This window comes from Pseudomonas sp. R3-41 (assembly GCF_054161485.1).
In genome coordinates this window covers 3,730,402-3,744,259 of the sequence record NZ_CP096421.1, presented here as the reverse complement: position 1 = coordinate 3,744,259, position 13,858 = coordinate 3,730,402, and the positions used below count along the sequence as shown (strand labels likewise).

Here is a 13,858-nt window from a genome sequence, read left to right as displayed (position 1 = left end):
GGCCCAGGCGCTGGGGGCATGCAGTTGCTTGGGGGAAGATGCTAGTCATTCTCATTTTGCCAACTACCCGGATCGAATCGTTTTTGCCCCGCATCCGCGTCTCGCTCACCCGTTGCAGTGCCGTGGTGGCTACGCACAGCGCCAATCGCCCGCAGGATGCGGTTGGAAAATGACTTGAATCGGGTAGAGCCCGCCCCATGGCCTTGACTACCGTCGCTCGCCGCCCCTTGCCGGGCCTGTGTCCCTCTGATTGGAGTTACGGATGTCTGTCGATTCGGGTTTACAAGTGCGCGGCCTGCGCAAGCGCTACCCCAACGGCGTCGAGGCGCTGCGCGGCGTGGACCTGAGTGTCGGCCCCGGGATGTATGGCTTGCTGGGGCCCAATGGCGCGGGCAAAAGCAGCTTGATGCGGACCCTGGCGACCCTGCAGCAACCCGACGCCGGCAGCATTCACCTGGACGGGACGGATGTGTTGGCCGATTCCGATCATTTGCGCCGCCGCCTGGGCTATCTGCCGCAGCAATTGGGTGCGTATCCGGGCGTGAGCGCACGGGACTTGCTCGACCGTTTTGCCTGGCTCAAGGGGCGCACCGACAGCCGCCAGCGCCGCGAGGAAATCGAGGGCCTGCTGGACAAGGTCAACCTCCAGCAGGCCGCCCATCGGGCGCTCGCCACCTATTCGGGCGGCATGCTGCGCCGGTTCGGCATCGCCATGGCGCTGGTCGGTTCGCCACGCTTGTTGATCGTCGATGAGCCCACGGCTGGCCTCGACCCGGCGGAGCGCAACCGTTTCCATCGGGTGTTGGCCGATGTCGCCGCCGAGTCCATCGTGTTGCTTTCGACCCACATCGTCGAAGACGTCGAAAACCTCTGCAGTCGGCTGGCCGTGCTGGCCGCTGGGCAGATCATTGTCGAAGGTAGCCCGGCGCAGTTGCTGGGTGCCGAGCAGGGCCGATTGTGGGAAGCGTCCTTCGACCGTGGCGAGTCGCTGCCCGCTGCCTTGCATGTGGCCGCCAGCCCGCAGGGCAGCCGCGTCATCGTCCATGGCGAGCGTCCTGCCGATCCACGTTTCGTGCCCCATGCGCCGCGCCTGGAAGACATCTATTACCTGGCATTGGCTCAGGCAGGTGAGGCGATCGACGCATGAATACCTTTGCTCTGCTGATGCGCGAAGCCTGGGTGGAAGTGCGCGCCGGGTTGCGCAGCGGCATTCCGTTGCTGGTGTTCCTTGGCCTGACCGGCTACCTGCTGATGGCCCTGACCAATGCCGACTATGTGCAGAAGATGGGCGCCAGCGATATCGCCCGCAATGCGCCGAGCCTGATTTACCTGATGTCGTGCGGCTGTATGTTCTTCCTGTTTTTTGCCTGGGCCTGGGTATTTGCCCAGCCGGCCCTGAGGGACCGCAAGGCGCAATTGGAAGAAGTGCTGTTGGCCTTGCCGTTGTCCCTGCCGGCGCTGCTGTGGGGACGTTTTATCGGCGCGGCGTTGGTGGGTGGCTTGCTCGCCAGTTCATTGATCGTCGGCTTTCTCGTCAGCCCGGTGCTGGGCTGGCTCGGCTGGGTGCCGGCGGCGAGCATCGGCGCACCCATGTGGTCGGCGCTGGGGTTTGCCTGGGTCGCCTTGCTGTTGCCAGTGAGCACCGGGATTGGCGCGTTGTATTATTTGCTGGCCTTGCGCAGCCGAGGCCTGGCCGCACCGTTTGCCTTGGCGACGGTGCTGATGCTGTTGTGGATGTTCGCCGTGGTGGTGCTCAAGGGCGGGCATATCAACCCGCTGCTGGCGGCCAGCCTCGATCCGTCACTGTTCACCTTTGCCCAGGCCCAGGTGGAAACCTGGAACGCCGCGCAGAAATCCCAATCGCTGTTGGCGTTGACCCCGGGGTTCTGGCTTAACCGCGCGCTGTGGTGTGGGTTGCCGTTGCTGCTGCTGACCGTCGTCCTGGCCCGCACCAGCCGCCAGGGCTTGATGGGCCGCCGCGGTGGCGCCGTGTTGGCTGAGCCGCCAATGCTGTTGGCGAGCCACGTGCGCTTGCCTGGCCCGTTACCCGCCAGCCGCTGGCCGCGGGCGTTGTGGTGCGAGGTTCGCTGGCAGGTGCGGCAGTTGTTTGCCCGGCGCATCGGCTGGGTTGCCCTCGGCTTGTTGCTGGCCATGGGCATACTCAGCGGGTTTGTTCATATCGTGTGGCATGCGCGCGGGCCGATGGTGCCGCGACCGGACCTGATCTTGCCGTTGTTATCGAGCGCGTCGTTCCTGGTGATCGCCTTCATTGTCGCGGCGCTGGTGGGGCTGGTCTGCCGGCGCGATGACGTGGAAGGCCTGGGCGCAATGTTACAGGCCACCCCGGCGCCGGCGTGGCTGCGTTTATTGGGACGAGTGGCCTGCGTGCTGGTGGCGACGCTGGCCTTGGCGCTGGTGCCGGGGGTTGCCAGCCTGGTGATCAGCGCGCTGGTCGCCCCCGACAACTGGGCACCGGGCTTTGTGCTGATCTATCAAACACTGGTGTTCGCGCCGCCGTTGCTGGAACTGGCGATGCTCACGGTGCTGGTGCATGCCTTGATCCGTCGATCCGGCCTGGCGTATGCGACGTCCATGCTGTTGACGTTTTTCCTGGTGCTCAACCATGAGTTGGGACTGGTCAGCTATCCCGCCTATGCCATGGCGATACCGGCCCACGTGGCCTTGTCGCAACTGACGGGCTGGGCGCCCTGGCTGCCTTATCTCGCCACTTTGACCAGCTGGAAACTGGCCGGCTGCCTGGTGATGGTTGCGGTGGCGGCGTTGGCCTTGCCCCGTGGGCCGGAGCGGCGCCGTCTGAGGGATGTGCGCCGCAGCCTGCTGGGCTTGCCAGGTGCGTTGCTGGTGTTGGGGGCCGCGGGTTTGCTGGGTAGCGGCGCGCTGTTGCATCGGCATCTGGTGGAGCAGGGCGACTACCGGTCGGTGGCCGAGGAACGGGCCGAGCACGCCGAATGGGAACAGCGATGGCTGGCCGGGGCGGGCGCCTGGCAGGTGGCGGACGGGCGCTTGCACTTGCGCATCGACAGTGTTGCGCGACGTGTTGACGGCGAGTGGACGCTGGGAACCGTCATCGCCGCCAAGGAACACCTGGACGCAGAATTGCCGCCGGGGTTGCACGTCACGGCGGTGAGCGTCATGGGCCGACCGGTCCTTTTCGAACAGGCCGCCGGGCATTTGCGTGTGCCTTTGGCAGAGTGCGCGGCGAGCGGCTGCAGCGTGCAACTGAACTGGACGCTGGATGCCGCCGGCTGGCCGTCCGAAGGTGATGCATTCTGGCTGGGGCCGCGAGGGGTGTGGCTGCAAGCGCGCCGCGTGATGCCACGCCTGGGCCTGGACAGCGAGCGCTTGCTGCGCGCGCCGGTCCACCGTGCCGAAGCCGGCTTGCCGTCGCAGGTGCCGAGTTTGCCGGCGGGGGCGGCCGTCGCCGTGGACGCGGTGGCGCCGGCGGGCGCGTGGCAATGGCTGATCGAGGTGGATGGCCAGGCGTTCAATGGCCAAGGCGCAGGACCGCTGGACTTCGCCTATCACACGGCAGCGACACAAGATCTCGACGGTGTGCAAATGCTCGCCGATGCCGGCCGGCAGCAAGTCGCCCGTGAGGTGCGCGAAGACTTGGAGGTCATGTCCGCCTGTGTGGCTCGGCGCCTGGGCAGTCGCCCAACCGTCGAGGCCCTGAGCCAGTGGCCGACCGGCATGGGAGCCAGTCATCTGAGCCAGGCCCATCTGGTGCTCAGCCAGACGCCGGATTGGGATGTGGCGCAGGCAGGTGTCGGGCGCTGGACGCGCCGTGCCCATATCGCCGAACTGCTCGCGCGGCGAATGCTGAGCGATGCCAGCGACCTGCGCCAGGCCCCGGGTTACCTCTGGCTGAGCCAGGGTGTGGCGGGCGCGATCGGCTTGCTGTGTGTCGGTGACGTCGACGGCGTTGAGGCCCGCTCGGCCTTGGTGAAGTTGATGGCCGATGATTTGACCCGCGCCTTGAGCAATGACGGCGAGCCCGTCGGCACCTTTGCCACTGCCCGGGAACAGGGCTGGGTCGCGACGTATGCACCGCTGGCCAGCCTGGACTGGGTGGCCGGACAAAGCGCCGAACAACTGGCGGCAATGGCCGCAAGCATCCGAAATGGCCAGGGATGGCCCGCCGCGATCCAGCACCGGTTGGGCGCGCCCTCTGACCAGGCGATCACCGCAGCGCTCAAGCGCTGGGGGCCTGCGCAATGAATTTGAACCATCCCTTTGCCTGGAGTTGTTCCATGTCAGCACCGCTGTCGATCAAACCGCTGCGCCGTCCCCTCGGCTGGCGGGAGAATGTCTTGACCCAAACCCTTGCACTGGCCTTGTCCAGCCAGATGTGCGCGGCCTATGCCGCTGATTATCAACCTGTCGCCAGCACGGAGGTGATCGAGCTGGCTCCGTTGATGGTCAGCGCTCGGTTGAACGAAGAAAGCGCCAAGGACATTCCCTTCGGGCTCACCGTGATCGACGGGCAAGCCCTCGAAACCCGGCGCTTGCGCACCCTGGAGGACGCGTTGCGCACCACACCGGGGGTGGATGTGAATTCCTGGGGCGGCGCCAACGACGCCAATGTGCGCATCCGCGGTGTCGGTTCGCTGAACCAGATGAGCATGGACGACGGCTCGGTGGTGCTGAATGTGGACGGGGTGCCGATGTCGGTGCGCAACGCGGCGATGGCCACCCTCGACGTGGAGCAGGTGGAAGTGCTCAAGGGCCCTCAGGGCACGTTGTTGGGACGTAACAGCGAGGCGGGCGCGATCAACGTCACCACGCGCAAGCCGACCCGCGAACGGGAAGGTTATGTGCGCGGCGAAGTCGGTAGCCAAGGCCAGTTCATGACCGAAGGCGCCGTGGGCGGGCCATTGACCGAGTCCCTGGCGGGGCGCATTGCCGTGCGCCGCAGTGGCTTCGACAACTGGGTCGACGACCAGCAGGATGGCGACCCGTTGACCCAGCCACGGGACCTGGCCCTGCGCGGCAGCCTGCTGTGGGACAACGACCAAGGCACGACCGGCCTGCTGACTGTCGAGCGCCAGCGCGCCGAGCATTATGCCGGCCTGGAAATGCTCCGCCCGTTTGGCAACCGTCCCAGCCTGGACTACACGCCCGGCACGTTCGATGGCAACCAGAAGACCAACGAGCGTTATTCCTTCGAACTCAATCATGACCTGGCGCAGTCGCGGATTACCTCGATCAGCGCCTACACCAGCACCGACCTCAATGCGGTCAAAGGTTACGACCGCAACATCACCGAGGCGCTGTACGGTTCGCCGTTCGAATACCTGATCGAGGATTCTGCCAAAGAGCGTGTGTGGAGCCAGGACCTGCGCTTGGGGTCGCTGGCCGATGCCGATGTGTTCTGGGTGACCGGGGTGAACCTGTCACGCTCCGAGCGCAGTTTCGATTCCGACAACTTCACCAACGGCGCACAACAGAGGCGCGATTTCAGCACCAACAGTTATGCCGCCTACGGCGAGGTGACGTACCCGATTGCCGAAGACTGGAAACTCACCACCGGCCTGCGCCACACCTGGGACCGCAAGACCTATGGGGCCGACTATTCCAGCGGCGGCAATACCGTTGGCGACAACCGTCGGTTGCAGGACAACTACAGCACCGGGCGCGTGGCGCTGAGCTACACACTGACGCCGCAGACGAACCTGTACGCGGTGCTGTCGCGAGGCTATAAATCCGCCGGTTTCAACGATTACGCCACCTCGGTCAAGGATAGCGAGCCCTACAAGGCCGCCAAGGTGAACGCCGTCGAAGTCGGCTTCAAGCATGAAAGCGCCGAGGGGGCCTTGAGCCTGGAGGGGGCGTTGTTCCTGACCCGCGTGCAGGACGATCACCTGCTGGGGTATGACTTCAACACCCTGGCGGTCAGCGCCGTGAATGCCGACACCCGCAGCAAGGGCGCCGAGCTGTCGAGTACGTGGCATGTCACCGATGAGCTGACAGTGGGCAGCGCCATCAGCTACACCAACGCGGTGGTGACCTCCGATGCACCAGGGGTTTCTGGCGGTGATGTCGCGGCGGGAAGTCGTGTGCCGGATGTGCCGCTGTGGAGCGGCAACTTCAGCGTCGCCTGGCAGAAAGAGCTGGGCGCGTTCCTGGGCTTGCCGGCGCCGCGCCTCAATACGTTGCTCAACTATCGCGTGCAGAAAAATCGCCCGGCCGACCCGCAGAATCACTACGACCTCAAGGGCTACGCCAAGCTGGACCTGCACCTGGGCCTGGAAAGTGGCAGTTCGGAAGTCTACCTGTGGGGCGATAACCTGCTCGATGCGCGCTATGACTTGTATGGTTCGTATTCCACCGACCAGGTGCTGACCGGCATGCCGGGCCGAGGACGCTCGGCCGGCGTGGGGTACAGCTATTCGTTCTGAGTGCCCCTTGAGTCAAAGGGCAGGTTAGAACTGATAGGTGTAGCCGACCCCCAAGGTGCGCCGCCGTGCCGGCGCACCGTAGGCCACCGGTTCGCTGTAGAAACCATAGGTGTCGTAGGTTTGGTTCAGCAGGTTGTCGGCGAAGGCATAGACTTCGCCGAAGCGGCTTTCCAGGCCTGCGCGCAGGTCGAGTTTCTCGTAGTTGTCCAGGTTGAAATGGTTCTGCGGATCGGCGGCGCGTTCGCCCACCAGGCGGTAATTGAGGCTGGTGTTCAGGGTGGTTTCGCCCAGGCTGGCGAAGGTGCCCAACGGGTGCTGCCAATTGATGTTGAAGTTGCCGCTCCAGCGCGGCACATCCGGGGTACGGTTGCCGGCGGCGATATCGCCGGCCTGGATGCCGTGGACCGCGCTGGTGATCTTGGCGTCGAGGTAAGTGGCGCTGGCGGCCAGGGTCAGGCCGTGGTCGAAATGCCAGGTGCCTTCCAGTTCGGCGCCGCGGGTGCGGGTATCGGCATTGAACGCATTGGTCGCGAAGGTGGCCGCGTTGTAGCCCAGCAGGTGGTCGTCGTGTACGCGGGTGTAGAACAGCGCACCGTTCAAGCTGCCGCGGCGGTCTTCTGTTTCACTTTTGAAGCCGAGTTCGGCGGCTCTGCTGACGGCGGCCTTGTAGGGCTCGCTGTCGCTGACCTGCGACGCATAGTCATTGAATCCCCCGGATTTATAACCTCGCGCCAGTTGCACGTAGACGTTGGTTTGCGGGGTGAGCGCGTAGCTCAGGGCCACGCGGCCGGTGCCGTAATGGTCAGTCAGCTGGCGTAAATCATCCACGGCGCTGGCACCATTGATGTATTGGCCATCGTAGGTCTTGCGATCCCAGGAATGGCGATAGCCCGTGGTGAGTTTCAGGCGCTCGCTGAGCGGGAAGGTGACTTCGCCGTAGCCGGCATAGGTGGTGGTGGTGAAATCGCGGAACCTGGCACTGTCAGTGCCATAGGTGTTGCGCGGGGTGTCGTAGCTGCGCTCGTTGCGGCTGGCGGCAAGGCCGGCGATCCAGAATGTCTCGGAATCGGGCAGTGAGCTCAAGTGCAGGTCTTGGCTCCAACTGCGCTCGAAGGATGTGTCCACCACCCAGTACTCGCTGGGCGTGCCATACAGGGCGCCCATCAGTTTACTGTCATAGGCGATCAAACCCTCGAAGTCGGCGGTGGAGGTGGCGGTCGTAGAGGTCAGGCGACTGTTGGCGAAGTCATGATCGACCTTGACCGTATAGCGCTCGGTGGTCTTGTCATTGTCGTCGAACAGGCCGGGCGTCAGGTCCAGGCTGGGGTCGCTGCCATAGGGGCGCAGCACCAGCGAGTTGGTGGCGCGCTCGGTTTTCTGGCGTTCGGCACTGAACAGCACCTGGGTCTCATCGTTGAGGTCCCAGAGCAGGCTGGCGCGATAAGCCTCGTTGCGCGGCTGGGTGATGGGATCGTTGTTCCGGTCATTGTCGATCCAGCTGTCATAGCCGGCACGGCGCACCGCCAGGCGGCCGCTGAGGCTGTCGCTGATCGGCCCGCCGATGGCCCCTTCGCTGAGGAACTGGCCCTCCTGGCCGACTTCGCCACGCACATAGCCCTCCAGTTCCCGGGTCGGCTGGCGGGTGGTGATGTTCACCGCACCCGCTTGGCCAATTGCACCGGACATCGTGCCCTGGGGCCCCTTGAGCACTTCGATGCGGTCGATATCCAGGGTGCCGAAGCCGAGGCTGCGGGAGGCGACTGGCACACCGTCGATGTTGAAGGCCACTGAGCTGTCATCCATCGACATCTGGTACAGCGAGCCGACGCCACGGATCAGCACGTTGAAGTCATTGGGGCCGCCGGAAGAATTGACATTGACCCCGGCGGTATTGCGCAGGGCACTTTCCAGCGTGTCGAGGCGCTGGGTACGCAGTTGCTCGCCACTGATCACGCTAAGGCTGATGGGCAGGCTCTTGGGGTCTTCCTGCTCCATGCGCGCAGTCACGGTCGAGACGGGCAATTCAAGGATTTCGCCGGTGGCGGCAAGGACTGGACTGGCCAGTGTGCAAGTTAAAACTATTGTTATACTATTACACTTATAGCAAGATCGAGGGGTCGTCGTCGTGTTGCGTCGTGCAGACATAGTGGGACCTTGACTGAGGGTTTTGAGCGGTGCGCGTTAGCGTCGGCAGACACGAATAAGCGCAGCGTGTGCGACGCGCCAGATGCTAATAATTATCAATTGCACAACTCTACCCCGATGTGATCTGATTCGAGCCGTATCCGGTCAACCAGGAGATTCACGATGTCAGTCGTTCAAGGAGGCGCAGGAGAGCCGATGCCGGTCTCGCGAATCATTACGGGAGAATATGGAAGCGACCTCGGACCCGGGGCGCATTGTCGGGTGACGCGCATGGCCCTGCAGGACGGACTCGACATCGTGCGCTGGCAAAGCAAGTTCGAGCAGCCAATCGAATTGCCCCTGCAGGATGACAGCGACTGCATTCATTTCAGCTTCACCAACTTGCTCAAGGGCAAGGCCGCCTGCAGTTTCCGTGACGGTCGTCGGCAGCGCCGCTATGTGATTGACGAAGGCGCGGGTTGCATCAGCTATGGCCGCCGTCGCGATGGCCTCTACCATCAGCATGGCGAGATCGACAACATCACGGTCATGATCCGTCCCGAGGTGCTGTCACAGTGGGAGTTGAAACTCGACCCGCTGCTGAACAAGGCACTGGCCTGCGATCATTGTTTCCTGGACGGCCACCGCAGTGGCGAAATGAGCGCGACCGCGCATCTGTTGTGCAAGGCCATGGACCCGAGCCCAGACTTGCCAATGGGCCAGCCCCGAAGCGGCCTCTGGCTGTATGGCCAGAGCGTGACCCTGGTCAGCCTGTTCCTGGAAGCACGCCGTAACGTGGAATGCACCTGCCGTGTCAGCCACATCGACCGCCAACGCCTGTTGCGTGCGCGCGAACGCCTGCTGGCTGACCTGGGCAAGGCACCCAGCTTATCGGAACTGGCGCGCGAGTCGGGCATGAGCCAGCCCAAGCTCACCCGCGGGTTCCGCCAGCTGTTCTTCAACAGTGTCTACGGCGTCTTCCAGCAAGCGCGGATGATCCAGGCCCGTAGCCGCTTGTTGAACGGCGATGAGTCGGTGATGCGAATCGCGTCGGACCTCGGCTATGCCAATGCCAGCCATTTCGCCACCGCTTTTCGCAAGCAGTTCGGGATCAATCCTTCGCTCCTCAAGCATGGCGGAAGAAACAAGCTATCGATCTAGGTCAGGGCCACCAAAGCCAATGATCGCCTTGGTTTCCAGATACTCCTCAAGGCCGAAGACGCCGTACTCACGACCATTACCCGAACGCTTGTAGCCACCGAATGGCGCCATGGGATTCCAGGCCGGGTAGTTCAGGAGCACTTGCCCCGCGCGGATACGAGAAGCCACCGCGCGCGCCAGATCAAGGTCCTGTGACTGAACATGGGCGCCGAGGCCATAGATCGTATCGTTGGCGATAGCGACTGCCTCATCGATGGTTTCGTAGGCAATGATGCACAGCACCGGCCCGAAGATTTCTTCCTGGGCGATCCGCATGGCGTTATCCACCTCGGAGAAAATTGTCGGGCGGGTATAGAAACCCTTTTCAAACCCCGGCACGCGCCCCGGTCCGCCGCACAGCAGTTTGGCGCCCTCATGCAGGCCGGCCTCGATCATGGCTTGCACGCGATTGAACTGGGCTTCATTGGCGATGGGGCCGAGTACCGTTTCCGGTGATTGCGGATCGCCGACGATGATCGCATTGGCGGTGGCGGCCGCCAGTGCTTCGACCTCCGCCAGGCGGGCCTTGGGTACGATCATCCGGGTGGGGGCGCTGCACGATTGCCCGACGTTGCGAAACGCCGCCATGACGCCCAGTGGAACGGCTTTGGCAAAGTCGGCATCGGGCAGCAGGATATTCGGGGATTTGCCGCCCAATTCCTGCCCGACCCGCTTCGCCGTCGGCGCGGCCGCCTGGGCCACCAGCGCACCTGCGCGGTTCGAGCCGGTAATGGAAATCATGTCGACACTCGGGTGTGCGGCCATCGCCGCGCCGACCACCTGGCCGCTGCCGTTCACCAGGTTGAAGACGCCCGGTGGAAGGCCCGCGTCATGGACCACCTGTGCGAACAATAGGGCGCTGAGCGGCGACAGTTCACTGGGCTTGAGTACCACCGTACAGCCGGCCGCCAGCGCCGCGGCGACTTTTGCGGTGATCTGATAAAGCGGCCAGTTCCACGGCGTGATGAGGCCGCAGACGCCGATAGGCTCGCGTTGGATCGCGGTGCCGTTCTCGACGGTCTGGAAACGATACGTGGCCAGCAAGTCGCGGGCGACCCGAACGTGTTCAGCCGCCAGGGGCACTTGCATCGCCCGTGCTGAGCCGATGGCGGCGCCCATCTCCAGGGAGATCGCCTGGGCAAACGCCTCTTTGCGCTCGAGGATAAGCTCATGGATCTTGTCCAGCACCCGCGCACGCACCGCTGTGGAAGTGACAGACCAATCGGCAAACGCGGCACGCGCCGCCGCGACCGCCCGATCGACATCCTCGGCAGACCCGCTGGCGACCTGTGCAACGATTTCCTCGGTTGCCGGATTGACCACCGGCAGACTGGCCGGGCTGACCGGCGCCGACCAACCGCCATTGATGTAGAACAGATGGGCGGTTTGCGGATCAACGCTGTAGCGATTTGAAGATTGGGTAGTCATCCAGGGCGTTCCTTTCGAGCCGTATGCGAGTCTGCTCAATAAGCTAACAAAGCAGCCCAGGGAAAATATGCCGTTGTTCAAGGGCGCAAAGGAGAATCTGCCGTATCTGCCTGTTTAACTGGTCATTACCGTGTGGCGAGGGAGCTTGCTCCCGCTGGGCTGCGCAGCAGACCCTTCTTTGTGAGCGCTTCGCACTGGAACGCCAGCCATGCGAGGCGGGCTGATAGCCGACCTGATCCTTGGTGGGACCGCGTTCCTCCTGTGGGAGCGGGCTTGCTCGCGAAGGCGGTGTGTCAGTTTGCGGTGATGTTGGGTGTGCCGGCCTCTTCGCGAGCAGGCTCGCTCCCACAGGAAATCCTGGGTGTTCATGAGTCTTGTATTCACAGCAAGTCCCATTGTGGGAGCGGGCTTGCTCGCGAAGGCGGTGTGTCAATTTGCGGAGATGTTGGGTGTGCCGGCCTCTTCGCGAGCAGGCTCGCTCCCACAGGGAATCTTGGGGTGTTCATGAGTCTTGTATTCACAGCAAGTCCCATTGTGGGAGCGGGCTTGCTCGCGAAGGCGGTGTGTCAATTTGCGGAGATGTTGGGTGTGCCGGCCTCTTCGCGAGCAGGCTCGCTCCCACAGGGAATCTTGGGGTGTTCATGAGTCTTGTATTCACAGCAAGTCCCATTGTGGGAGTGAGCCTGCTCGCGAAGGCGGTGTGTCAATTTGCGGAGATGTTGGAGGTGCCGCCCTCTTCGCGAGCAGGCTCGCTCCCACAGGGAATCCTGGGTGTTCATGAGTCTTGTGTTCACAGCTGGTCCCATCGTGGGGGGAAGAAACGGATATACACACAACTCCCCGTCCCAGGAGCAAATACCAAAGCCCCCGCAAAGTCTGCTGAACACATCCCGCAAAACGGTGCTTTGTACCAGCCGACCTATACTTTTAACCGTTTATGCACGGTTTCTTGGTGTTGTAATAAACACCAGATTCAGCATGGCACCGATGCTTCCAGAACGGAGTAGCGGCTTGCCCTGGTCATACATCCTCAGTGCAAGCCCGATGCACCCGACCGGCTGAAGAAGATGCTTTTTTAAACGCCCCCGGCCCTCAATGGACATCCTGAAAATGCCAGCACCGTTAATCTCCGTAGAGACGCATTCTGAACTTCCGACACACGCTGACGTTGTCGTGATCGGCGGCGGCATTATCGGGACCTTCACGGCCTATTACCTGGCCAAGCGCGGCATGAAGGTCGCACTGGTGGAAAAAGGCCGCGTAGGGGCAGAGCAATCGAGTCGCAACTGGGGCTGGTGCCGCCAGCAGAACCGAGACGCCCGCGAGTTGCCGCTGTCGACCAAGAGCCTGGATCTGTGGGAGCAGTTCGCCGCAGAGACTGGGGAAGACACCGGATTCAGGAGATGTGGCCTGCTCTATCTGAGCAACAACGAGAAAGAGCTGGCCGGTTGGGCAAAATGGGGTGAGTTCGCCCGTACCGTCAATGTGCAAACCCACATGCTGACGGCGGAGCAGGCCGCCGAACAGGGTCGGGTGACCGGCAAGCCATGGAAAGGCGGGGTCTTTTCACCGACCGACGGCACCGCAGATCCATCCCGTGCCGCGCCGGCGGTGGCACGGGCCATCATCAAGCTGGGCAGCACCGTGCACCAGGGCTGCGCCGCCCGTGGCCTCGAGACTGAAGGCGGGCGGTTATCCGCAGTCGTCACCGAGAAGGGCACCATTCGCACTCAGCTCGCAGTGCTCGCCGGTGGCGCTTGGGCGTCCTCGTTCTGCCGTCAATACGGCATTCGCTTTCCCCAGGCGTCCATTCGTCAAACGATCCTGTCGGTGTCCAAGGGCCCCAAAGAAATACCGGATGCGCTCCATACGGATGAAATCTCCATGACCCGTCGCGCCGATGGCGGGATGACGTTGGCCATCAGTGGCAGAGGGCGCGTGGATCCGACTTTGCAACTGCTGCGTTTCGCCCCGCAGTTCCTGCCAATGTTCCAGCGCAGGTGGCGCAAGCTGGCTCCCGGTGGCCTCGAGGGTTTCCAGTCGGGACACGAAGGCTTGGGTCGCTGGCGGTTGGACCAGCCAACGCCGATGGAGCGCATGCGAATCCTGGATCCGAAAGCAGACGCCTCGACGGTTGAGTTGACTTACAAGCGCGCGGTAGACCTGATCCCGGCGCTGAAGGCGTCGTCGGTCACCGCAGCCTGGGCAGGCTATGTGGACAGCACGCCGGATGGCGTCCCCGGCATCGGCGAGATGGCCAGCCTCCCTGGCCTGGTGCTGGCGGCGGGGTTCAGTGGTCATGGCTTCGGCATCGGCCCGGGGGCGGGCCACTTGATCGCCGACATCATCTGTGACATGACCCCACTGGTCGATCCGCGGCCTTATCACCCGGACCGTTTCCAATCTTCGTCCTGGGGCAAGGTGGCGGAGTTCTGAGCAAAGGATCTCCAAGCCACGACACCATGAACGGGCGCCTCCTGAAAGGGATGCGCCCGTTCTCGTTCTTGCAGGGGCAGTGCGGGCGTAGATTCTGCCGCACACAGCGGTTCACGTGTTTTTTTGCGCACCATTTGCGCCCGTAAATCCCTTGAAAACGGCGCAAATGCCCGCGCTTGGCGCATCCCGCACAGTCTGCTGAGCAGGCCCCGAAAAACGGTGGTTTGTGCCAAGCGACCTATACTTTTAAC

Annotated in this window: 7 protein-coding genes; 5 read left to right on the top strand and 2 right to left on the bottom strand. The window is 63.3% G+C overall.

Translation table 11 applies throughout. The features are described 5' to 3' along the window. Window positions 1–262 precede the first annotated feature (262 nt). From M1D99_RS16515 to M1D99_RS16505, 3 genes are read left to right on the top strand one after another with little or no spacing between them, the layout of a single operon-like run. A complete protein-coding gene (locus M1D99_RS16515) occupies window positions 263–1,147 on the top strand; it encodes an ABC transporter ATP-binding protein (protein ID WP_434570422.1) in 885 nt (294 codons plus the stop codon). Further along, window positions 1,144–4,239, top strand: coding sequence for a hypothetical protein (locus tag M1D99_RS16510; protein ID WP_458130445.1), 3,096 nt, complete (start codon window positions 1,144–1,146; stop codon window positions 4,237–4,239). The genes M1D99_RS16515 and M1D99_RS16510 overlap by 4 nt, the downstream gene beginning before the upstream one ends. Window positions 4,240–4,271: 32 nt before the next feature. After that, window positions 4,272–6,419, top strand: coding sequence for a TonB-dependent receptor (locus M1D99_RS16505; protein WP_458130444.1), 2,148 nt, complete (start codon window positions 4,272–4,274; stop codon window positions 6,417–6,419). Window positions 6,420–6,443: 24 nt separating this feature from the next. Here M1D99_RS16505 and M1D99_RS16500 read toward each other — a convergent pair whose 3' ends face one another. Beyond that, window positions 6,444–8,441, bottom strand: a complete 1,998-nt coding sequence (locus tag M1D99_RS16500; protein ID WP_458130443.1) for a TonB-dependent receptor — start codon at window positions 8,439–8,441, stop codon at window positions 6,444–6,446. 393 nt (window positions 8,442–8,834) lie between these two features. Between M1D99_RS16500 and M1D99_RS16495 the strand changes: the two genes are divergently transcribed. Continuing rightward, complete coding sequence (locus M1D99_RS16495) at window positions 8,835–9,704, top strand: helix-turn-helix transcriptional regulator (RefSeq protein ID WP_225917573.1); 870 nt, start codon at window positions 8,835–8,837, stop codon at window positions 9,702–9,704. Here M1D99_RS16495 and M1D99_RS16490 read toward each other — a convergent pair. Next, window positions 9,693–11,171, bottom strand: coding sequence for an aldehyde dehydrogenase family protein (locus M1D99_RS16490; protein ID WP_458130442.1), 1,479 nt, complete (start codon window positions 11,169–11,171; stop codon window positions 9,693–9,695). The genes M1D99_RS16495 and M1D99_RS16490 overlap by 12 nt on opposite strands. Before the next feature lie 1,110 nt (window positions 11,172–12,281). Here M1D99_RS16490 and M1D99_RS16485 point away from each other — a divergent pair. Beyond that, entirely contained in the window at window positions 12,282–13,607 is a 1,326-nt protein-coding gene (locus tag M1D99_RS16485; RefSeq protein WP_434570410.1) for an NAD(P)/FAD-dependent oxidoreductase, read from the top strand. The last annotated feature ends 251 nt before the right edge of the window (window positions 13,608–13,858 follow it).

Coding starts and splice junctions, on each gene's coding strand:
- M1D99_RS16515 (WP_434570422.1), top strand. CDS start 263: ATGTCTGTCGATTCGGGTTTACAAGTGCGCGGCCTGCGCAAGCGCTAC.
- M1D99_RS16510 (WP_458130445.1), top strand. CDS start 1,144: ATGAATACCTTTGCTCTGCTGATGCGCGAAGCCTGGGTGGAAGTGCGC.
- M1D99_RS16505 (WP_458130444.1), top strand. CDS start 4,272: ATGTCAGCACCGCTGTCGATCAAACCGCTGCGCCGTCCCCTCGGCTGG.
- M1D99_RS16495 (WP_225917573.1), top strand. CDS start 8,835: ATGGCCCTGCAGGACGGACTCGACATCGTGCGCTGGCAAAGCAAGTTC.
- M1D99_RS16490 (WP_458130442.1), bottom strand. CDS start 11,171: ATGACTACCCAATCTTCAAATCGCTACAGCGTTGATCCGCAAACCGCC.
- M1D99_RS16485 (WP_434570410.1), top strand. CDS start 12,282: ATGCCAGCACCGTTAATCTCCGTAGAGACGCATTCTGAACTTCCGACA.